The sequence below is a fragment of the Streptomyces sp. NPDC001002 genome, from assembly GCF_053599215.1.
Genome location: NZ_JBSFLV010000058.1, coordinates 14896 through 34782, shown reverse-complemented (window position 1 = coordinate 34782; position 19887 = coordinate 14896). Strand labels below are relative to the sequence as shown.

Below are 19887 nucleotides of genomic sequence, written 5' to 3'. Positions count from 1 at the left end.
GCGCCCCACCGGCGTGCGGGTCAGCCCAGCGTCAGGGTGTCCAGCAGACGTGCCGCCGCCCGCGCGGCCGGCCGTTCCCAGCGGCTCGCCAGGCCGCGGAAGACGGTCTCCGCCTGCCCGGCGGGCCAGTCCGCCGGCAGATGCTCGGCGGGCAGATGCGGGTCCCGGCGCACCAGGTCAAGCCAGTCGGTGTGCAACAGGAGCTGGCCCGCGAGCTCATCGCCGGAGACGGCGGCGGGCAACGGGTTGGTACGGTCCCAGCGCTCCAGGAACGCCCGGTACCGCGCGCCGATCGCCGGTACGTCGAACGCCTGCTCAAGCACCTCGCGGACATCGGTGGGCGACTCCACCTCGGCCCGGAACACCCTCAGGTACGGCTCCAGGCCGAGCCCCGCCACCATCGCGCGGACGTCGACGCGGGACGGGGCCACCCAGACGCCGTTCTGCAACGGGCCGAAGCCCGCCCAGATCAGGCGGGAGCGCAGATCGTGCCGTTCACGGTTCCACGCCTCGGGCAGCGAGAAGCCGACCATCGTCCAGCGGCCGTCCCAGTCCCGGTTGACGGCGCCGGTGCGCCAGATCCGGTCCTTGCCGTCCGTGAGCACCTGGACCGCGTGCGGAGTCAGCTCGAAATAGGTCTTCCGGCCCTGCCGGGTGCGCTCCAGCAGACCCCGTTTGACCATCCGGTTCAGCGTGGTCCGCACCGCCTCCTCGGTGCTGCCCGCCCTGCCGAGCGCGGCGATCACACTGCCCGACGACACCGCGACCGACCGCCCCAGCACATGCGCGCCGAAGAAGGTCAGCATCAAGGACTGGGTACGCGGCTCGGGGCCGCTCTCGGCGGCCGGTCCGGCGGCGACATCGACACTGGTCACCGGCCCAGCCTAGGCCCGTGGTGAGCGGGCCAGGCACGCGCCACGCGAAGTGTGTCATTTCCTTGACGGCATTCCTCGAATGGCCTGATGTCGGCGGCGCGTGTCGACGCAGGGCGGCGGTGCCATTCAGGGCGTGTTCAGGGTGGTGTGCCACCGTGGGCGCGGTGCGGGTACTGGTGGTCGAGGACGATGCGCGATTGGCGGACGTACTGTTCGCGGGGCTGGTGGCCGAGGGGTTCGGAGTCGATGTCGTGCACGACGGCCTGGAGGGGTACTGGCAGGCGTGCGAGGGAGCGCATGACGTCATCGTGCTGGACATCATGCTGCCCTCCCTCAACGGCTACGACGTGGCACGACGGTTGCGGGCGGAGCAGGTCTGGACGCCGGTGCTGATGCTCACCGCGAAGGACGGCGAGTACGACGAGGCGGACGGGTTGGACGTCGGGGCGGACGACTACCTGCGCAAGCCGTTCTCGTTCGTCGTGCTGGTCGCCCGGTTGAGGGCGCTGGCGCGCAGGGGAGCCACGCCCAGGCCGCGGTTGCTCAGCCACGGAGGCCTCACGCTCGACCCCGAGTCGGGGGACTGCACGGCGGACGGACGGGCGGTCGGGCTCCAGCCGCGCGAACGGGCCGTGCTGGAGGTCCTGTTGCGGAACCGGGACCGCGTGCTGTCGAAGGAGCGGCTCCTCAGGGCGGTCTGGGGGCTGGACGCGCCCGGGGACGCGAACCTCATCGAGGTCTATGTGTCGGGGTTGCGGCGGAAGATCGGCGCGGCACGGATCGACACGGTGCGGGGGCTGGGGTACCGGCTGGTCGATCCCGATGCGTGAACGGCGGGGGTCAACGACGAGGGGCATGCGCCGAGTCATGGTCAGGGGCACGTGGCGGCCCGCCTTGCGAAGCACGTGGTCGTCAACTCTGTGGCGCGCACTGCCGGTCGGGCGGCGGCCCACGCTCCGCGTCACACTCACCGCGCTCGTCACGCTGGCTGTCGGACTCGCGCTCGCGCTCGCCTCGGTCACGCTGGTCGCCGGCATGTCACACACGCTGGTCGGCGATGTGAAAGCGGCGGCCGTGCGTGAAGTCGACCGGGTGGCCGAGGAGTTGGCGACCGGGAAGCCCGCGACCGAGCAGCGGTACAGCGCGGCGGACGTGGTCACCGTGATCCGGGTCGAGGACGAGCACGGACGGGTCGTCCAGACGCTCCCCGAGCTGCCGACCGAGCCGTCTCCCGACCGCCCAACTACTCCTGCCTCCGGGGAGGTTGTGCGGGTCCCCGACCGGGATCTGGTGGTCGCCTCCCGCACCGTCGGCACGCCCGACGGCGTACGGACCGTGTCCGCGGTGTCCCGGCTCGGGCCGATCAGCCGGAGCATCGACCTGGTGGTCCGGGCGCTGTGGGTCGCAACGCCCTTGCTCACGGCCTTCGTCGGGCTCCTGACCTGGTTCGCCGTGGACCGGGCGCTGCGGCCGATCGAGGCCATCCGCAAGCGCGCCGAGGCGATCAGCCACTCGACCCTCGACGAACGGCTGCCCAGGCCGCGGACCGGCGACGAGGTGGAACGGCTGACCACCACACTGAACGCCATGCTGGACCGCCTCGACGAAGGCGCCCGCCGACAACGGGAGTTCGTGTCCGACGCCTCGCACGAGCTGCGTACCCCGCTCGCCGCGATGCGAGCGGAGCTGGAGGTGTCGCTGACCCACCGGGGCGCCGACGACTGGAAAGGTGTCGCCGGGCGTCTGCTGGCGGATCACCGACGCCTCGACCGGCTCACCGGCGATCTGCTGATGCTCGCCCGCACCGACGACTCGACGGTGTCCCGGCGCGCCGAGACCGTGCGGCTGGACGAGATCGTGGCGGGCGAGCTGGGTGCCGTGCGCGAGGCCGAGGTCGTCACCTCGCTGGGCGAGCCCGTCGAGGTGACCGGCGTGGTCGCCGAACTCGCCAGGCTGGCGCGGAACTTGTTCGACAACGCCGACCGGCACGCGAGCGGCCGGGTGGAGGTACGCGTCGCGACGGCGGGCGGCCGCGCCGTGTTCAGCGTCGACGACGACGGGCCGGGGATCCCCGAGGAGCAACGGGCGCGGGTGTTCGAGCGGTTCGTGCGGCTGGGGGACGGCAGCCGGGCCCGGGGCGACGGGGGAGTCGGCCTGGGCCTCGCCATGGTGCGCGGTATCGCGCACCGGCACGGCGGGGACGTCACGGTCACCGAGTCCGCGCTGGGCGGCGCCCGCTTCGAGGTTCAGCTGCCGCTCAGCCCGGCTCAGGTCGTCTGAAGGATCCCTCGCCACCGTGGCTGTCCTCACACGACCACGGAGGTGAACGGCCATGTCGCGTTCGGTACGCGGTGGTTCGACGGTGCTCCTGCTCGCCGGCGCCCTGCTTCTCGCAGGGTGCGGCTCGGGCGGGGGCGCATCCGCCCAGCAGCCCGAGAAGTCGGAGCAGTCCCAGCAGGACAAGACGCAGGACGTGATGCTGGCGTACGCCCAGTGCATGCGGAAGAACGGCGTACAGGTGCCCGACCCGCGGGCCGACGATCCCGGCTCGTTGTACGACGGCGTCGACACCGGGTCGGCGGCGTTCAAGGCGGCCGACAAGAACTGCGCCCATCTGATCGCCGGGATCGTCCAGGACCGGGAGAAGCAGGATCCCGAGCAGGCGCAGAAGACCCAGGAGGAACTGCTCGCGCTCGCCAAGTGCCTTCGTGCGCAAGGGATCGACGTCTCCGATCCGGTGCCCGGACAGACCGACGGACCGTTCGGCAAGAGCCTGGACCGCACCGACCCGGCCGTGTCCAAGGCGCTGAAGGCGTGCCAGAAGTGAGGACGACGGAGCAGGGCGAGAAGCGTGGGAAGACGGGAAAACGACGTGTCGTCACGGCCGTGCTCGGCGCGTCCGTCGCGATGACGGGCCTGTCCGTGCTGCTGGTCGGGACGCTGTCCGCGACGGGCTCGTCGGACGGCGGTGACGGCGGGCAGGGCGCGTATGCCACCGCCGAGGCCGCCGTCCGTGATCTGACCCTGACCCAGACCCTGAACGGCGTCGTCGCCTACCAGGATCTGCGGGCACTGTCGCCGGGGCGTAGCGGTGTGGTCACCCAACTGCCCGAGGTGGACGAGCAGTTCGGGTCGGGAGACGTGCTCATGCGGATCGACGACCGCCCGGTGGTTCTGCTGACGGGCAAGGTGCCCGCGTGGCGGGACCTGCGGCCGGGGATGTCCGACGGCGCGGACGTGCGGGAGCTGGAGACGGCCCTGCTCGCGCTCGGGCACGGCACGAAGGGCGACGGATTTCCGGACGAGCACTGGGACGCGCGTACGACGGAGGCGGTCGAGGAGTTCCAGGGGAAGTCCGGCGCCGTGGTCGACGGCGTGGTCTCCCTGGGCGCCGTGGTCTTCGCGCCCGGCCCGATCCGGGTCGCCAAACTCGACGCCCACCTGGGTGGTCCGGCCGTCCCCGGCACGTCGGCGATGAAGATCTCCGACACCGTACGGGTGGTGCTGCTCGACCTCGATCCCCTCGACCGGAACCTGATGAAGCAAGGAGCCCCGCTGGAGGTCGAGTTCCCCTCCGGGGACAAGGTCGCCGCGACGGTGAAGTCCATCAGCACGACGCTGGAGATGAACGCCGACAACAAGGGGGTGTACAAGGTCACGGCGAGCCTGAAGAAGCCGTCGGCGGACAAGGACCTCGTACTGGCGCCGGTGACGGTGCACTACACGACGGTCGTCGCCAAGGGTGTGCTGTCCGTCCCGGCCACGGCGATCGTCGGGACACCAGGGGGCGGTTACGCGGTGGACGTGGTCTCGGAGAAGGACGGCGCGCTCAAGAGGACACCGGTTCAACTCGGGGCGTGGGGCGACGGTTTCGTCGCGATCACGGGCGGAGTCCTGGCCGGCAGCAAGGTGGAGGTGCCGAAGTGACCGGGCCGACCGCACCGACCGCTCACGGATCGGACGCCGGACCGGTGCTCGAACTCGTCGATGTCGTGCACCAGTACCCGGGATCCCCGCCCGTACGGGCCCTCGACGGCGTCAATCTGACGGTGGCGGCCGGGGATTGGGTCGCGATCGTGGGCCCGTCCGGCTCCGGCAAGTCCACGCTGCTCAACTTGATGGGCGCGCTCTCCACGCCCACCTCGGGCGTCGTACGCGTGGACGGCCATGACGTGACCCGGCTGAGCGACGGCCAACTCTCCGCGCTGCGTGGACGGGCGCTGGGCTTCGTCTTCCAGTCCTTCCACCTGCTCCAAGGGCTCACGGCACTCGACAACGTGGCGACGGCCCTCCTGTACCGGGGGATCCCGGTCGGGCGACGGCGGGAGCGGGCCGCGCGGGCGCTGGAGCGGGTCGGGCTCGGCCGGCGGCTCGGGCACCGGCCCTCCCAACTGTCCGGCGGCGAGTGCCAACGGGTCGCCATCGCCAGGGCGTTGGTGGGGGAACCGGCACTTATCCTCGCCGACGAGCCGACCGGCAACCTGGACTCGCACACCGGCGAGGAGATCATGAACCTGTTCGGCGAACTGCACTCCGCCGGCGCGACCCTCGCGCTCATCACCCACGACGAGGACATCGCCCGCGCGGCCCCACGCCGGCTCCAGGTCAGAGACGGCCGGATCGTCGCCCAGGAGGTGACGGCGTGAGGTCGGTGGGCGGCGGCTCAAGGTCCACGGACGGCGACCTGAGGTCTGCGGACGGCGGCTCAAGGTCCGCGAACGACGGCCTGAGGTCCGTGCTCCGGCCCCGTGACGCGCTGGCCCTCGGCCTGCTCGGGCTGGTCGGCGGGAGCGGCCGACGAGGGCGGGCGTTGCTGACGGCCGTCGGCATCTCGATCGGCATCGCCGCCATCGTGGCCGTCGTCGGCATCTCGGCGTCCTCGAAGGCGAACGTCCTCGCCGTCCTCGACCGGCTCGGCACCAACTATCTGACGGTCGCCCCGGGCCAGTCCCTGACCGGCGGCAGCGCCCACCTGCCGGCCCAGGCACCGGACCGGCTGTCGCTCCTCGACCAGGTGCAGGCCGTGGCCACGACCGCCCAACTGGACGTGACCGTACGGCGCAGCGACCGGCTGCCCGCGACCGACACCAGGGGGACGGCCGTACTGGCCGCCGACGACGGCTTGTTGAGCACACTGGGCGGTGAACTCACCGCCGGGCACTGGCTGGACGACGGGCCGAGCGGCTACCCCACGGTCGTACTGGGCACAACGGCCGCGCGACTCCAAGGAGTTGACCTGGACCGAGGCGAACAGCTGGTCTGGCTCGGGGACCAGTGGTTCGCGGTCGTTGGCGTGCTCAAGGCGATGCCCCTCGCCCCCGAACTCGACAACACGGCGATGATCAGCGCCGAGATCGCCGAGCAGAAACTCGGCTACCAGGGGTCACCCACGACCGTGTATCTCAGGACCGACCCGCGGCACGTCGCCTCCGTGTACGAGGTGGCCGCGAGCACCGCCGACCCGCGGAGCCCGGAGGAGGTCGAGGTCACCCGGCCGTCGGACGCGTTGGAGGCACGGGCCGCCGCGGACACGTCGTTCACAGCACTGCTGCTCGGCCTCGGCGGGGTCGCGTTGCTGGTGGGTGGAGTCGGCATCGGCAACGTCATGGTCATCTCGGTGCTGGAGCGGCGGGGCGAGATCGGGGTGCGGCGCGCCCTCGGCGCCTCACGGCGGCACATCAGGGCGCAGTTCCTGGTGGAGGCCCTGGCCCAGGCGGGAGCGGGCGGACTCGTCGGGGTGGCACTGGGCGCCGCGATCACCGTCGGGTACGACGTCGGCGCGGACTGGCCGGTCGTCCTGCCCGCCCAGGGGCTGGCCGGCGGCGTACTGGCCGCCCTCACGGTCGGCGGCCTCGCCGGTCTCTACCCGGCGAGCCGCGCGGCCCGCCTCCAGCCGGCGGAGGCGGTGCGGCCGGTCTGACCCCGCACTCCGGTGAGACCGGGCCGGCCGCGCGGATACCTTCCCGCCGCCCCCGAGATACCGCCCCTAGCCGCGCTCCTCGTAACGCCGCCACTCGCGTCCCCCGTCGCGAGAGGTCCACAGCCCTTCGCCCTTGACCAGGTCGTACGAGGGCGTCGTCGCGTCCGCGATGCCGTAGAGCGTCGTACCGTCGACGGCGAAGGACGTGAAGATCGCCGGCGTCTTCAGTTCATGGAAGGCGTCGGCGGTGCGGTCGTCGGCGAGCCAGTACCGGCCGCCCTCCTCGCCGACCAACAGCCGTCCGTCCGCGAGCAGTTCCAGGACCCCGAAGTCCGGGAAGTCCTTGAGCTTCTGCCAGGGAATGCCGCCGCCGAGGACCGTCCGCCAGTGCTCGCCGTCGTCCGTGGTCACCAACAGGCCACGCACGCTCTGGCTTTCGTCCTCGCCTTGGAGGAGTGCCAACGCCGCGGTGCCGCCCCGCGCGGTGAGGACGCCTCCCCAGTACGGCTTGGGGACGGCGGTGGAGCCGAGGGTGCGACCGTCGCGCTGCCGTACGACGCTTTCGGGGACGTCGGTCAGGGGCTGGCGCAGGCTCCAGACCGCGCCTCGCTCGTCGACGACGACTTGGTTGACGTCGTCCAGCGCTCCGGACACGGGCGCGACGGTGTGCGTGGCGGGGCGGTAGACGCGGGCCGGGTACGGGTCGCCGAGCAGGATGTCCCCGGGGCGGGTGCCCTCCGGGGTCTTGCTCACCACGACCTTCATGCGTTTCCCGCGCACGTCGAGGGCGTGCAGGTCGCTGTCCCCCTCGTCCGACGGCGCCCGCACGAAGCCCCCGGGTACCCCCTTGTACCTGGGCGGCACATTCTCGGCGTCGGCGTGTTCCGCGTGCTCGGCGACGGTACGGCCGTCCGGGCCGACGATGCGCCAGGCGGTGGCGGCAGGACCCTCGTCGTCCTCGACATTGCCGGCGTTGTACGTCAGCAGCAGCGAGCCGTCGTCCGCCCGGGCCACACCGTAGGGCGCACCGGCCGCCTCGATGACGTCGGCGGGACTGGGGTGCGGGTCCTTGAGAACACGCATGTACCGCGCCTCACGGCCGCCGGCATTCCCGTCGCCGGAGCCCCCGTCGTCCGTGCCGCAGGCGCTCAGCGTCAACGCGGCACCCGCCACCGCCACGCCCCCGACCGTCCGCCACCTGCGTCTCCTCAGCCACCCCATGGCCTCATCCTCACATGAGCGCGGAGCGGCCCGGCGCCGTCGGATGCACAATGGGCAGGCCCCAGAAGGAGGACGGCGATGGCTGAGCGCATGATCGAGGTGAACGGCGTCGAGCTGTGCACCGAGCCCTTCGGCGACCCGTCGGATCCGCCGATCCTCCTGGTCATGGGCACCGGGGCCTCGATGCTCTGGTGGGAGGAGGGCTTCTGCCGGCTGCTCGCGGCGGGCGGGCGCCGGGTGATCCGCTACGACCACCGGGACACCGGTCGATCGACCACCTACGCGCGGGGCCGGCCCGGCTACACCGGCGCGGACCTGGCCGGTGACGCCCTCCGCGTGCTCGACGCGTACGAGATCCCGGCCGCGCACGTCGTCGGCGTCTCGGCCGGCGGAGGGATGGCGCAACTGATCGCGCTGGAACGGCCCGACCGTGTCCTCTCGCTGGTTCTGATCAGTACGTCCCCTGCCGTGTCCGGCGACCGTGAACTGCCGCCGCCGACCGAGGAGTTCATGACCTTCGTCTCGACCGCGCAGGCCGATTGGTCGGACCCCGAGTCGGTGATCGACTATCTGGTCGACTACGCACGGGTGTTGGCAGGGGGCCGGCGCCCGTTCGACGTGGCGGCCGCGCGCGGCCTTGTCCGCCGCGATGTAGAGCGCGCACGCGACTTCGCCGCGGCGACGAACCACGACGAGATCGACACGGGCAAGCTTCCGGAGCAACCGCTGTCGTCGATCGCCGTACCCACGCTGGTCGTTCACGGGACGGCGGATCCGATGTTCCCGCCCGCGCACGGCGAGGCGTTGGCTCAGGAGATCCCGGACGCGAGGTTGATGGTCCTGGAGGAGGCCGGTCACGGGGTCGAGCGTGCCGACTGGGAGACGATCGCCGGCGCGATCGTCGAGCACAGCGCCGTGAGGTGACTCGACCGTTTCTCCGCGGCTTCTCTGCGGCCCGATGACAAGGCCCCCGGCAAGCGCTGCGTTCTTGTGAGCACTTCCTGAGCCCGGAGTCCCGACCGCCCTACGGTCCGGCCATGAAGACGAGCCGCAGCAGAGGAAGGGCTTGGCGCGGTGGCGCGCTGGCGGTGCTGCTGACCGCCGGCGCGCTCACGGCGGCCGCGCCGCAGGCCCAGGGAGAGAGCGCGCGTACCGAGACCCCCGTGACGTCGACCCACCCGGCGGACGGCGTGGCCGAGTCGGTGGTGCGGGTGAAAGTGCCGTTGCCGCAGTCGTTCGGCGCTCGTCCGGGGGCGTGCGACTGGCTGTCGTATCTGCGCTACCGCGCCACCGACGGGCCGCGTGCGTCGGCCGACGCCGACCGGATCCTCGTGGCCCAGCCGGGCATCCTGGAGGGGGCCGGAGCCTTCGACAGCGTCGCCCGCAACACCGTCGCCCGAGCCGCCGCGCAAGGGCGGCACATCGAGTTCTGGGCCCTGGACCGGCGCTCCAACTGCCTTGAGGACCCGACCGGTATCGCCTCGGGCGACCAGCACACCGCCGTCGACTACTACTACCGGGGCATGGCCGTCGGCGGCCGGACCTTCGCCGGGTTCGTCGGCAACGACCGGCTCGGCTGGATGGCCAGGCTCGGCATCGAGCAGACCGTGCGGGACGAATTCGACCTGCTCGTCGCCGAGTTGCCTGATCAGGCAGCGCGCAAGAACAAGGTGCTGTGCGGCGGGCACTCGCTCGGTGGCGTGATCACCGGGTACTTCGCGGCGGCCGACTTCGACGGGAACCCCGCCACCAAGGCCGACGCCGGGCAGAACCAGTGCGCCGGGTACTTCGCCCTCGACACGACGGTCTCCACCTCGCTGGCGGACCTGAGCGGAAGCATCCCGGACGACACCAACCTGCCCGACATCGGGCTCGGTTACGGAGTCGTGCAGGCCGGGCTCGACAGCGGTGTCCTGTCGCGCTCGCTCTCCGCCCCCGTGCTGCTCAACCCCGAGACCATGACCCTGCTCGCCATCACCGGGCTGGGGGCCGTGCGGGATCCGGACGGTGAGGCGGACCTGCCGTCCTATCTGCCCTCCAACGTCAACATCGAGGCCACCAACCGCTTCCTGTTCTCCAAGGACACCGCGACCTTCCTCACCGGCTCACCCGCGGTGAAGGACTTCCGGCTCAGCAACGACGCGGTGCTCGGGGCGCTGATGGACGACAACTCCGTACCGCTGGCGTTCCTGCAGAGCAGTGTGGGCTTCTTCGACGGCGGGCCGATCGTCGACAAGAACTTCCCCGCGGCCAACGGGAGTTCGGAGCAGTCGCAGGTGTTCGGCGTCGAGTACAAGGCGATTCCCGCACAGCCGCATGGGCCGCTCTACACCTGGCGCAATTACGACCGTGTCGGCGACGCCGACGACCCCGGGTACCGGTCGTCCGACGGCACCCCGTTCACCGACGCCGGCAAGGAGGTCACGGACATCCACGAGTTGGCCCGCAGCATGGGGGAGCAGCCGTTGGACTTCACCGAGCAGTACTTCCCGACCAAGCTGGTCACCGACATCGAGCTGGCCACTTCGCCGCAGGTGAAGCAACTCGTCGTGCACCCCGAGGGGTTGACGGCCAACCCGACGCTCACCGTGCTCGCGGGCGACGGATTGCTCGCGGGCCGTATCCCGGCCGACCTGCATCCCGTGATCGCGCCCGGCTATCAGCACCTCGACGTACTGACCGCGGCGCCCGTCCAGAACGACGGCAGGCCCGAGGTCGTGTCCAGCAGCCTCGCCGTGTTCGCCGCCACGCCCAGGTAGCAGTCGAGGCTCAAGCAGCAGACGACGTACACCAAGTAGGGCCCGGGAGGATCAACTCCCGGGCCCTACGGCGTCGCTGTGGATCAGAGCCGCGGATCAGACCTTGCCCGCGGCGAACGTGGCCGCCGCGTCGGCGTTCGCGGTGTAGCCGAGGTGGGCCAGGACGTCGGTTCCGCCGCTCTGGCAGATGGGGTCACCGTTGGCGCAGAAGTCGATGGTGCGGCTCTGGTAGGTGCCGGTGACGCCTCTGCCGATGGCGCGGATCGGGTTGCCGAACAGCAGGACGGCGGCGACGCGCGGTCCGACGGCGGCGGGAATGGTCGCCACGATCGGGCTGCCGACCACCGCGCCGTCGCTGCTGATGCCGATCGAGTTGTCGACGACGTTCGCGCCCTGCGAATAGCCGACGAGAATGAAACGCTGATTCGGACAGGCAGCGGCCTGCGCGTTGACGTGGTTCACCAGATCCGCGTTTCCCTGTGCGGCCGACGTCAGGGAAAGGTCGGCGGGATAGTTCACCGCGTAGCTGGAGAGATTCTTGCCCGTGATTTTCTTCTGGAGCGCGGAGAACACCGGATCGCCGACGATCAGACCGAGTGTGCCCGGTTCGAAGGTGCCGCGCGCCGCCACGACGTCGATGTCCGAGCAGGCGGCGGCCGATGCCGTGGGTGCGGTGAGGGTGGCGAGGCCGGCCCCGCCGACCAATGAGAGCGCCGCGAGGCACAAGCGAATACGCATGGGAATCCTTTGAGGGTGGGGCGCGTGGAACGCGCCTGTGGAAAGGACATCCCGAAGGTATTCGCGTTGCCTTACTCGGTGTTATGGACGGGAATTCAGAAGTTCCCTTTGTTTTTGTCGGGGCGTGAGTCGTCGCCATCTTCCCGCGACGCCGCGGAGCGCAGCGCGAGGATCAGGTCCAGACGGGCGTCGGGAGAGTGCAGCGAGTCGCCGAAAAGCTTCTCCAGTTGCCGCAAGCGATAGCGGACCGTCTGCGGATGGATATGGAGCCGCGCGGCGACATCGGGAACGTTGCTGCCACTGAGCAGCCACGCGAGCAACGTCTCGGCCAGTCGCGCCCGTTGGCCCTCGGAGGCGGCGTCGAGCGGCGCGAGGGCCCGTGCCTCCAACTGGGCGAGCAGCGGCTCGTCGCTGTGCAGCAACAGGGTCGACAGGTGATCGGCGCACAGCACCACGCCCTGCCGGGGCAGCACCCCGCGACCCATCAACCCCAGTGCCCGGGTGGCCCAACGCAGCGACCGCGCCGCCTCGGCGACCGGCACCGTCGGCCCGATCGCCGCCGGACGGCCGGCCAGGCCCAGGATGAACGACCGCCCACCGAACCTGCCGTACCCCTCCGGATCCGGCACGAGCACACGCGGCGGCCGAGACTCCATGTCCACCAACGCGCCGGGCATCGCGGGCACTTGGTCCTGCGAACGCGGATCCGCGGGACCCGCCAACGCGACGACGGCGACCCGCGACGGCACCCGCCACCGCGCGCCGTGCGCCAGGTCCTGCACCGCCTCCAGCGTCACCGGCCCCTCGCCCAGGAGCAGATCGAGCAGCCGTCCGCGCCGCCGCTCCAACTCGCCCGAGCTGTGCGACTGCGCCTCCGCGTAACCGGCCGCCGCGGCCTCCGCCACCTCGTGCACGGTCCGGAACGCCAGCTCCCCGAGCGTGGCCACCACGGCCGAATCCAGGCCGAGTTCCTCCGCCGTACGTCCCATCAGGCGCCAGGCGTGCATGCCGCCCACGCGTAACGCGGACTGCAGCGCGTCCAGGCTGCGGCCCTCCAGGGCCTCGCCGCGCCCGAGTTCCTCGTAGTAGGCCGCCGCCATCGCGACGCCCTGGGCGCGTGGGTCCGCGATGTGGTCGACGAACAGTGTGAGCGCCTGCACCACCCCGGAGCGAAGGTTCTCGCGCTGGGTCCCGTCGGCCGGCCGCGCGTACTCGGGGACCTGGTTGCGGACCACCTCCGCCACCTCGTCGGCGACGACCGGGAGTTGGGCGCGCAGCAGCTCGGCCAGGTCGGACGGCACCGACGAGGCCGCGGGTTCGACGGGCACACCGCGCGGGGTGGGGACAGCCACGACGGACGCTCCTTTCCCCCGGAGGCGACTCACCCAGGGGCCGTTGCCCGTGGGACGAGGGGGATGTCCCGAGTTGGACGGACGTCCCCTGCGCTCCGTTCCGTGCCCCGGCGGCACCGACATCACTCCGGCAGCCCCAGCGCACCGGCGAGCATCGGCCACGAGGCCGTGAACTCCCCTTTCCAGTAAGCCCAGCTGTGTCCTCCTCCCGCGTAGTAGTGGGTCGTCGCGGGGATACCGAGAAGCGCGAGGGTGTCGGTGAAGCGGTGCGCGGAGGGCCACAGCAGACTCTCCAACACCTCAGGCAGCCAGTCGCCGATGCCACCGACCACGCCGCTGCCCTGGGACACGTACAAGGGTGTGCCGCGCAGACCCGTGGCGCGGGCGCGCGGATTGAAGTCGCGCCAAGTGAGCGCGCCGAGAATCGGATTGCCCCACAGGGAACTCGGCGCCAGGTTCTCGCGGGCCACAATGGCGTCCACGAGGGGCGGCACGCCCAAGGCCGTGGTGTCGAGGATGCCGCTGAAGGAGGCCGCCGCGGTGAACGCGCCCGGGTGACGGGCCGCGTGCGCCATCGCGCCGTAACCCCCCGTGGACACGCCCGCGACGGCCCGTACCCCGGACGCCCGGTAGTCGCGGGCGAGCAGCGCTTGTACCTCCTGGACCTGGAAGGTCTCGTAGTCGGGACCACCGCGCCAGGCACTGGGGATGCCGGTCGGGCCCGCGTCCGGCATGGCCACGATCAGGTCGCGGTCCGCGGTGAAGGCCTCGATGTCCGTCTCCCGGGTCCAGGATGTGTAGTCGTCGTGGGCGCCGTGCAGCAGATACAGCACGGGGTACGTCCGATCGCTCTGCGCGTCGAAGTCCGACGGCAGGATCAGCCGCACCGGCGCGCTGCGGCCCAGCGCGGGGGAGGACACGGCCAAGTCGAAGGTGCGTGCCCCGACTTGGGTGGCCGCGCGGGCGCGCCCGGCACCGACCGTGACGCCGAAGAGGGCGGCCAGGCCGGTGGCCGCAGCGGCCTTGGCGACGGCGCGGCGGGACATTCCGGAGGCCGAGGCCGAGGCCGTGGAGACGGGGACGGGACGGTGCGGCATGGCGGCTCCTCAGTCCGGTGCGGCGGGGCCGCCCGGCGAGGGGAGCACCCGCCGGAGATGGGCGGCGATCTCGTCGACGTGCGGCGGGTCGAGCAGCGACAGGTGATGCCCCGCCACCGGCACGACCGTCAGACGCGGGCACAGCTCGTCCCAGCCGAGCGCGTCGTCGTCTCTTTCGTACGCCGGATCGCGCACGGTGTGCGGAGCCGGCTCGGTGGCCCGGAACAGAACCACGGGACCGTCGTAGCGCTCCGGCCGATGGGCCTCGCCGATCCGCAGATCCAGATAGGAGGCACGCTGGTGCTCCAACGCGGCCGACGGCACCTCGGCGATCCCACGCAGGGCCCGCAGCACGAGGTCGATGCGCTCGTGGTCGTCGTCCATTGCCACGAGTTCGTCGTACGGCAGCGGGAGTTGGACCCCGTAGGCGTCGGCGACGTGGTGCGCGAACCCGGTGAGGTGGGCGCGGATGCGATCGGCGGGTGTGCGGCCGGGCTGCGGGAGGGGGCGTACGGAATCGATGAGTACGACGAGTTCTACGTCCCGTCCTGCCGCGGTGAGTTGCCGGGCCGTCTCCTGAGCGACGAAGCCGCCGAAGGACCAACCTCCGAGCAGGCAAGGGCCGTTGGGACAGACGGCGGCGATCGCCTCGGCGTAGCGGCGCGCCTTCTCCGGCACGGTTCCGGCGTCCTCGATCCGGTCCAGCCCGTGCACCGGCCGGTCGGCGCCCAGTCGTTCGGCGAGCGTGCGATAGACGTCGGTGGATCCGCCGGCGGCGTGGAAGAGGAAGAGCGGGGAGCCCGTGCCGCCTTTATGGAGTGTGCGGAGGGGCAAAGGCATCTCAGCCAACTGCCCTATCCGATTGGCCAGTTCATCAACTGTGGTGGCATCGAACAGGTCCCGCAGCCGCAGTTCGATCCCGAAGTCGCGTTCCAGGGCGGTGCGGATGCGGACGGCCATCAGGGAGTCCAGGCCGAGGTCGGCCAGTGCCGTGGTGGGTGTGATGCGGGCCGCCGGATGGCCGGTGACGGTGGCGATGTGGTGACTCACGCGCGCGGCCAACGAGGTCGCCGTCGCCTCATTCGGGGGCGCCACGGGCACGGTCCAACGGGCAGCTGTGGGTGTTGCGACAGGAGCCCGGCCGTCCGTCCACCAGTAGCGGACGTGCCGCCAACGCGGTACAGGAAGGTCGATGACCCGGCCGGCCGGCGTCGGCAGAGGCAGACCCGCCGCGTACAGGGCGCCCAACTCCGAGAGGAGCGCGGCGGATCCGTCGGCGTCGCGCCGCAGCGAGCCCACCGCCAGTGAGCCGGGGATGCTTTCGGCGACGGATCTGGTCAGCACCGGATGCGGCGAGATCTCGACGAAGGCGGTGTGCCCGTCGGCCGCGGCTGCCGCGAGGGCCCGATCCAGACGCACGGGCCGGCGCAGGTTGGCGGCCCAGTGTGCGGCGTCGAACCCGCAGTCGCCGCGCGGGTCGTCGAGGACCGTGGAGTAGACGGGGATACGGGGAGGACGGCCCCGGACGTCCGAGAGGGCCTCGGTCAGTTGCGGCAACAGGGGATCCACCTGGGGCGAGTGTCCGGCGCCGACGACCCGCATGACCCGGGTGGCACGTCCTCGCTCCTCCAGCCAGTGCACGAGCCGATTGACCGCCGACTCGTCGCCGGTGACGACCTTCTGTCGAGGAGAGGAGTGGACGGCAACCTGCACTCCAGGGAAGTCCCGCTCCAGCATGGGCAGTTCGGCGTCCGCCAGATCCACGACGGCCATCGCACCGCCGTGCAGCCCGCTGAGCAGCCGAGCCCGTGCGGTGATGACCCGAGCCCCGTCCGCCACGTCCAGCGCGCCCGCGCAGACGGCGGCGGCCACCTCGCCCATGGAGTGGCCGATCACGGCGGCCGGTTCGACGCCGTACGAGCGCCACAGTTCGGCGAGCGCCAACTGCAGCCCGAACAGCACGGGTTGGGAGACGTCGAGGAGGTCGAGATCTCCGGCGGAGGTCAGGTGCTCGTGGAAGGAGAACCCGAACTCGCCGGCGAGTCGGGCGTCGAGTTTCTCCACGGCGGCGGCGAAGGCCGGTTTCTCGGCGAGCAGTCGGCGACCCATGCCGGGCCACTGGCTCCCGTACCCGGAGAACACCCAGACCGGGCCGCGCCCCACGAGATCGCGGTCGCCGGTGGATATGCGTGTATCCGCGCGGCCCCTCGCCAACGCATCCAGCGCATCGGCCAGTTCGGATCCGCCACCGGCGACGACGGCGGCCCGTACCGGCCCGCGCCCCGCGCGTCCCGCGAGCGTGCGGGCCACGTCGCTGGGGCGGGCCACGTTCCCCTCCGGTGTGCGAAGCCACGCGGCAAGGCGGGCCGCGGTGTCCCGGACCCGCTCGGTGTCGACGTCGGACAACAGGTGGAGGCAGGTGGCCGGTTGGTCGGTCGCGGGCGGCGAGAGGACTGCGGGGCGCCATTCCTCCAGTACGGCATGGGCGTTGGTGCCGCCGAAGCCGAAGCCCGAGATCCCGGCGGTGGCGGTGCCGCCGTAGCGGGGCCACGGTTCGGGCTCGGTCACCACGCGCAGCCGCGGGTCTGCCATGGCGCTGCCGCTCGCGTGCAACGACGGCGGGACGAGGTCGTGGTGGAGCGCGAGGACGGTTTTCACGAGGCCCGCGAGGCCTGCCGCGCATTCCAGGTGGCCGAGGTTTCCCTTCACGGAGCCCAGCAGCAACGGCTGTTCGAGGTCACGGTCCGCGCCGAGCACCGCGCCGAGCGCGCCCGCCTCGATCGGGTCGCCCAGCGGGGTGCCGGTCCCGTGCGCCTCGACGTAGTCGACGTGGGCCGGGATCAGCCCGGACCGCGCGTACACGGTGGCCAACAGGGCTTGCTGGGCAGCCGGGTTGGGGGCCAGGAGACCGTTGGAGCGGCCGTCGGAGTTGACGGCGGTCGCGCGGATGACGGCGAGGACGCGGTCGCCGTCCCGCTCCGCGTCGGACAGTCGCTTCAGCAGCACCGCCGCGCAGCCCTCACCGCGCCCGATGCCGTCGGCCGCCGTCGAGAACGGCTTGCAGCGGCCGTCCGGCGCCAGTGCGCCCGCCCGTTCGAAGGCGACGCCGACGGAGGGCGACAGGAGGACGTTGACGCCGGCGGCGATCGCCGTGTCGCTCTCGCCGGTGCGCAGGCTGACACAGGCGTGATGCAGGGCGACCAGCGAGGAGGAACACGCGGTGTCGACGGCCATGCTCGGACCGTGGGTGTCGAGGACGTACGCCAGTCGGCCCGCCGCCACACTGAGCGCCGCGCCCGCCGGGGCCCATGGATCGACCAAGTCCGGGTCGGCGCCGGTGAGTTGGCCGTACTCCGGGGCCGAGATGCCGACGTAGATCCCGGTCGCCGTACCCGCCAGAGCGGTGGCGGGGACGGCGGCGTGGTCGAGCGTCTCGCGGACGACCTCCAGGAGGATCCGCTGCTGCGGGTCCATCACCGCGGCCTCGCGCGGGGTGATGCGGAAGAAGTCGGCGTCGAACCCGGCGATGTCGTCGAGGTATCCGCCGTACGCGGGGGCGTCGGCGGGTGGGAACGCCGTGAAGTCGCCCCATCTGTCCTCGGGGACGCGCCCGATCGCGTCGACCCCGTCGATCAGCAGCCGCCAGTAGTCGCCCGGGCCGCGCACGCCACCGGGCAGTCGGCAGCCGACGCCGATGACCGCGACGGGCTCGCCCGGCGCCCCCGGGGGAGAGGCGCCGGACGAGGTTCGGGTGAACTGCGCGGCCGTACCGCACAGTTGGGCCACCAGCGCGTCCCCGGTGGGTGCTTCCCACACCAGGGTCGCCGGCAACTCGCGGCCGGTCAGCCGGGACAGCTCGCCGGCCAGCACGACCGCGTCCCGCGAGGACATGCCGAGGTCGGCCAGCGGCCGGTCCATCGGGACGTCGTGGACGGGAGTGCGGTTGCCGTTCCACTCGGCGACCAACTCCGCGATCCGGCGGCGCAGGGCATTCGCGTCGGCGGCCTTTGAGCTGTGGTCTCCGTCGGCTGCACTCGTGCTGCGGTCTCCGTCGGCTGCCCGCGCACTGCCGGCTTCGTCGGCCGCGCTCGCACGGCGGACCCCGTCGGCGGCTGTCACTCCGCCGTCTCCGTCGCGTAGGCGCCCTCCAGGTACCGGGCCCGCGTCAGAGCCCGGGACACCTTGCCGCTGGACGTCCGGGGCACGGCGCCCGGCGCGACCAGGACGACGTCCGCGAGCCGCAGCCCGTGCCGGGCGGAGACGGCTGCGCGCACGGCACGCGCCAGTGAGGGTACGTCGAGGTCGGCGAGGCTGGTGGTTCGCGCGTGCTCCGCCACGACCACCACCCGCTCACCCCCGCCGCCCGGCACACCGAACGCGGCGAGCCGGTCGCGCCGCAGGGCCGGGTGCGTGTTCTGGACGGTGGCCTCCACGTCCTGCGGATAGTGGTTGCGGCCGTCGACGACGATGAGGTCCTTGAGCCGCCCGGTGACGATCAACTGCCCGCTCAGGATGGTCCCCAGATCACCGGTGCGCAGCCAGCCGCCCGGCGCGTCCTTGCCGAGCTTCGCGCCGAACACCCGTTGCGTCTGGGGCGCGTTGTGCCAGTAGCCGCGCCCCACGTTGGGACCCTGCACCCAGATCTCGCCGACCTCACCCTCGGCCAGGACGGCATGGGAGACGGGATCGACGACACGGACCCGCTGGCCGGCCGGGGTTCCGCAACCCGCAAGGAGTACGGCCCGTGGGTCATCGGGCCGCGCGGGCAGGGCCTTTCCGGCGGCGAGGGCGTCACGGTCCAGCGCGAACCGGTCGAGCGGCTCGCCCGGCCGGGCGGCGCTGACGAAGACGGTGGCCTCCGCGAGTCCGTACGACGGACAGTGGACCTCCGCCGCGAGCCCCTGCGCGGCGAACGCGGCGTGGAACCGGTCGACGGTGCCGGGCCGCACCGGCTCGCTGCCGTTGATCAACGCGACGACCCCGTCCAGCCGCAGCTCCGCCTTCTGCGCTTCGGTGACGGTCGAAGTGCAGTAGTCGTAGGCGAAGTTGGGCGCTGCGCTCAGCGCACGCGGATGCGCGGCCAACAGCCGCAGCCAGCGCGCCGGTTCGTGCAGGAACGCGGCCGGGTCCATGAGCACCGACAGCAGCCCCCGTACGACCGGGGCCGCGACGCTCAGCACGAGCCCCATGTCGTGGTAGAGCGGCAGCCAGCCCACGCAGGTCACCGGGTGCGCGTCGGCGCGGTAGGCGCCCAGCGCCTGGCGGGCGTTGGCGACGACGTTGGTGTGGGTGATCTCGACTCCCGCCGGAGCGCGGGTGGATCCGGAGGTGTACTGGAGATACGCGGTCGCGCCGGGGTCGAGCACCGGCGCCTGCCAGTCCCTGGCGGCGGCATCGGGCACCTGGTCCGCCGAGAGGACCGACACCCGGGCGCGCTCGCAGAAGTCCGCCACCTCCTCCAGAACGCGACCGGTCGTCACCACGACCGCGGGACGGGCATCGGCCAACACCCCGACGAGCCGGTCCCCGTGCCCCGGCAGACCGGGCGGGTACAGCGGTACGGCGACCATCCCCGCGGTGAGCGCGGCCAGGAAGGCGGTGATGTAGTCCGTACCCTGCGGACACAACAAGGCGACCCGCGCCCCGGGTTCGGCCTGCTCGGCGAGCCGCGCGGCCAACGTCCGTACGCGCACGTCCAGTCGCTGCCAGGTGAGGGTGCGGTGCACTCCGCGCGAGTTCGGCGTGGGGTGATCGACGAAGGTGAACGCCCGGCGGTCGGGGGTGGTTTCGGCCCAGTGCCGCACGTAGTCGGGCAGGGTCCGGTACGCGGGCGCGAGCGGGGGGCGGCGGCTGTCCATCGGGCGTTGCTCCTCACATCGCGGTGTCGGCCGGCGATTCGGGCGGCTCAGAGCGGTTGGACCGAAC

At 72.0% G+C, this 19887-nt stretch carries 15 protein-coding genes; 8 read left to right on the top strand and 7 right to left on the bottom strand.

The window, feature by feature from the left end; translation table 11 throughout:
* Positions 1-20: 20 nt before the first annotated feature.
* Positions 21-875, bottom strand: coding sequence for a PaaX family transcriptional regulator (locus ACWDR3_RS25405; RefSeq protein ID WP_450354855.1), 855 nt, complete (start codon positions 873-875; stop codon positions 21-23).
* Positions 876-1039: 164 nt separating this feature from the next.
* Between ACWDR3_RS25405 and ACWDR3_RS25400 the strand changes: the two genes are divergently transcribed.
* The 6 genes from ACWDR3_RS25400 (at position 1040) to ACWDR3_RS25375 (ending at position 6795) form a co-directional block, all read left to right on the top strand.
* Positions 1040-1705 (top strand): response regulator transcription factor, encoded by a 666-nt coding sequence (locus ACWDR3_RS25400; RefSeq protein WP_450354853.1) that lies wholly within the window; start codon positions 1040-1042, stop codon positions 1703-1705.
* Positions 1706-1769: 64 nt separating this feature from the next.
* Positions 1770-3155 (top strand): sensor histidine kinase, encoded by a 1386-nt coding sequence (locus ACWDR3_RS25395; protein WP_450354852.1) that lies wholly within the window; start codon positions 1770-1772, stop codon positions 3153-3155.
* A gap of 52 nt (positions 3156-3207) precedes the next feature.
* On the top strand, positions 3208-3702 hold the full coding sequence (locus tag ACWDR3_RS25390) for a hypothetical protein (RefSeq protein ID WP_450354851.1): 495 nt from the start codon (positions 3208-3210) through the stop codon (positions 3700-3702).
* Complete coding sequence (locus ACWDR3_RS25385; RefSeq protein WP_450354850.1) at positions 3690-4802, top strand: peptidoglycan-binding protein; 1113 nt, start codon at positions 3690-3692, stop codon at positions 4800-4802. Before ACWDR3_RS25390 ends, ACWDR3_RS25385 begins: the two co-directional genes overlap by 13 nt.
* Entirely contained in the window at positions 4799-5521 is a 723-nt protein-coding gene (locus ACWDR3_RS25380; protein ID WP_450354849.1) for an ABC transporter ATP-binding protein, read from the top strand. Before ACWDR3_RS25385 ends, ACWDR3_RS25380 begins: the two co-directional genes overlap by 4 nt.
* An 89-nt stretch (positions 5522-5610) precedes the next feature.
* Positions 5611-6795: an ABC transporter permease gene (locus tag ACWDR3_RS25375; protein WP_450354848.1), complete on the top strand. Its 1185-nt coding sequence runs from the start codon at positions 5611-5613 to the stop codon at positions 6793-6795.
* Between the two features lie 66 nt (positions 6796-6861).
* Here the strand turns inward: ACWDR3_RS25375 and ACWDR3_RS25370 are convergent, their stop codons facing one another.
* Positions 6862-7974: a hypothetical protein gene (locus tag ACWDR3_RS25370; RefSeq protein ID WP_450354846.1), complete on the bottom strand. Its 1113-nt coding sequence runs from the start codon at positions 7972-7974 to the stop codon at positions 6862-6864.
* A gap of 120 nt (positions 7975-8094) precedes the next feature.
* Between ACWDR3_RS25370 and ACWDR3_RS25365 the strand changes: the two genes are divergently transcribed.
* Together ACWDR3_RS25365 and ACWDR3_RS25360 are read left to right on the top strand one after the other, a co-directional pair.
* Positions 8095-8940 carry an alpha/beta fold hydrolase gene (locus tag ACWDR3_RS25365; RefSeq protein WP_450354845.1) on the top strand — a complete coding sequence of 282 codons (846 nt, stop codon included), beginning with the start codon at positions 8095-8097 and terminating at the stop codon, positions 8938-8940.
* A gap of 113 nt (positions 8941-9053) precedes the next feature.
* Positions 9054-10775: a hypothetical protein gene (locus tag ACWDR3_RS25360; protein ID WP_450354844.1), complete on the top strand. Its 1722-nt coding sequence runs from the start codon at positions 9054-9056 to the stop codon at positions 10773-10775.
* A gap of 96 nt (positions 10776-10871) precedes the next feature.
* On the opposite strand, the gene ACWDR3_RS25355 is transcribed toward ACWDR3_RS25360, so the two are convergent.
* The 5 genes from ACWDR3_RS25355 to ACWDR3_RS25335 form a co-directional block, all read right to left on the bottom strand.
* Positions 10872-11513: a cutinase family protein gene (locus tag ACWDR3_RS25355; protein WP_450354843.1), complete on the bottom strand. Its 642-nt coding sequence runs from the start codon at positions 11511-11513 to the stop codon at positions 10872-10874.
* A gap of 95 nt (positions 11514-11608) precedes the next feature.
* Entirely contained in the window at positions 11609-12865 is a 1257-nt protein-coding gene (locus ACWDR3_RS25350; RefSeq protein ID WP_450354842.1) for a PucR family transcriptional regulator, read from the bottom strand.
* A gap of 122 nt (positions 12866-12987) precedes the next feature.
* On the bottom strand, positions 12988-13962 hold the full coding sequence (locus ACWDR3_RS25345; protein ID WP_450354841.1) for an alpha/beta hydrolase: 975 nt from the start codon (positions 13960-13962) through the stop codon (positions 12988-12990).
* A gap of 9 nt (positions 13963-13971) precedes the next feature.
* Positions 13972-17949 (bottom strand): beta-ketoacyl synthase N-terminal-like domain-containing protein, encoded by a 3978-nt coding sequence (locus ACWDR3_RS25340; RefSeq protein WP_450354886.1) that lies wholly within the window; start codon positions 17947-17949, stop codon positions 13972-13974.
* Between the two features lie 128 nt (positions 17950-18077).
* Positions 18078-19820: a fatty acyl-AMP ligase gene (locus tag ACWDR3_RS25335; RefSeq protein ID WP_450354840.1), complete on the bottom strand. Its 1743-nt coding sequence runs from the start codon at positions 19818-19820 to the stop codon at positions 18078-18080.
* Between the last annotated feature and the right edge of the window lie 67 nt (positions 19821-19887).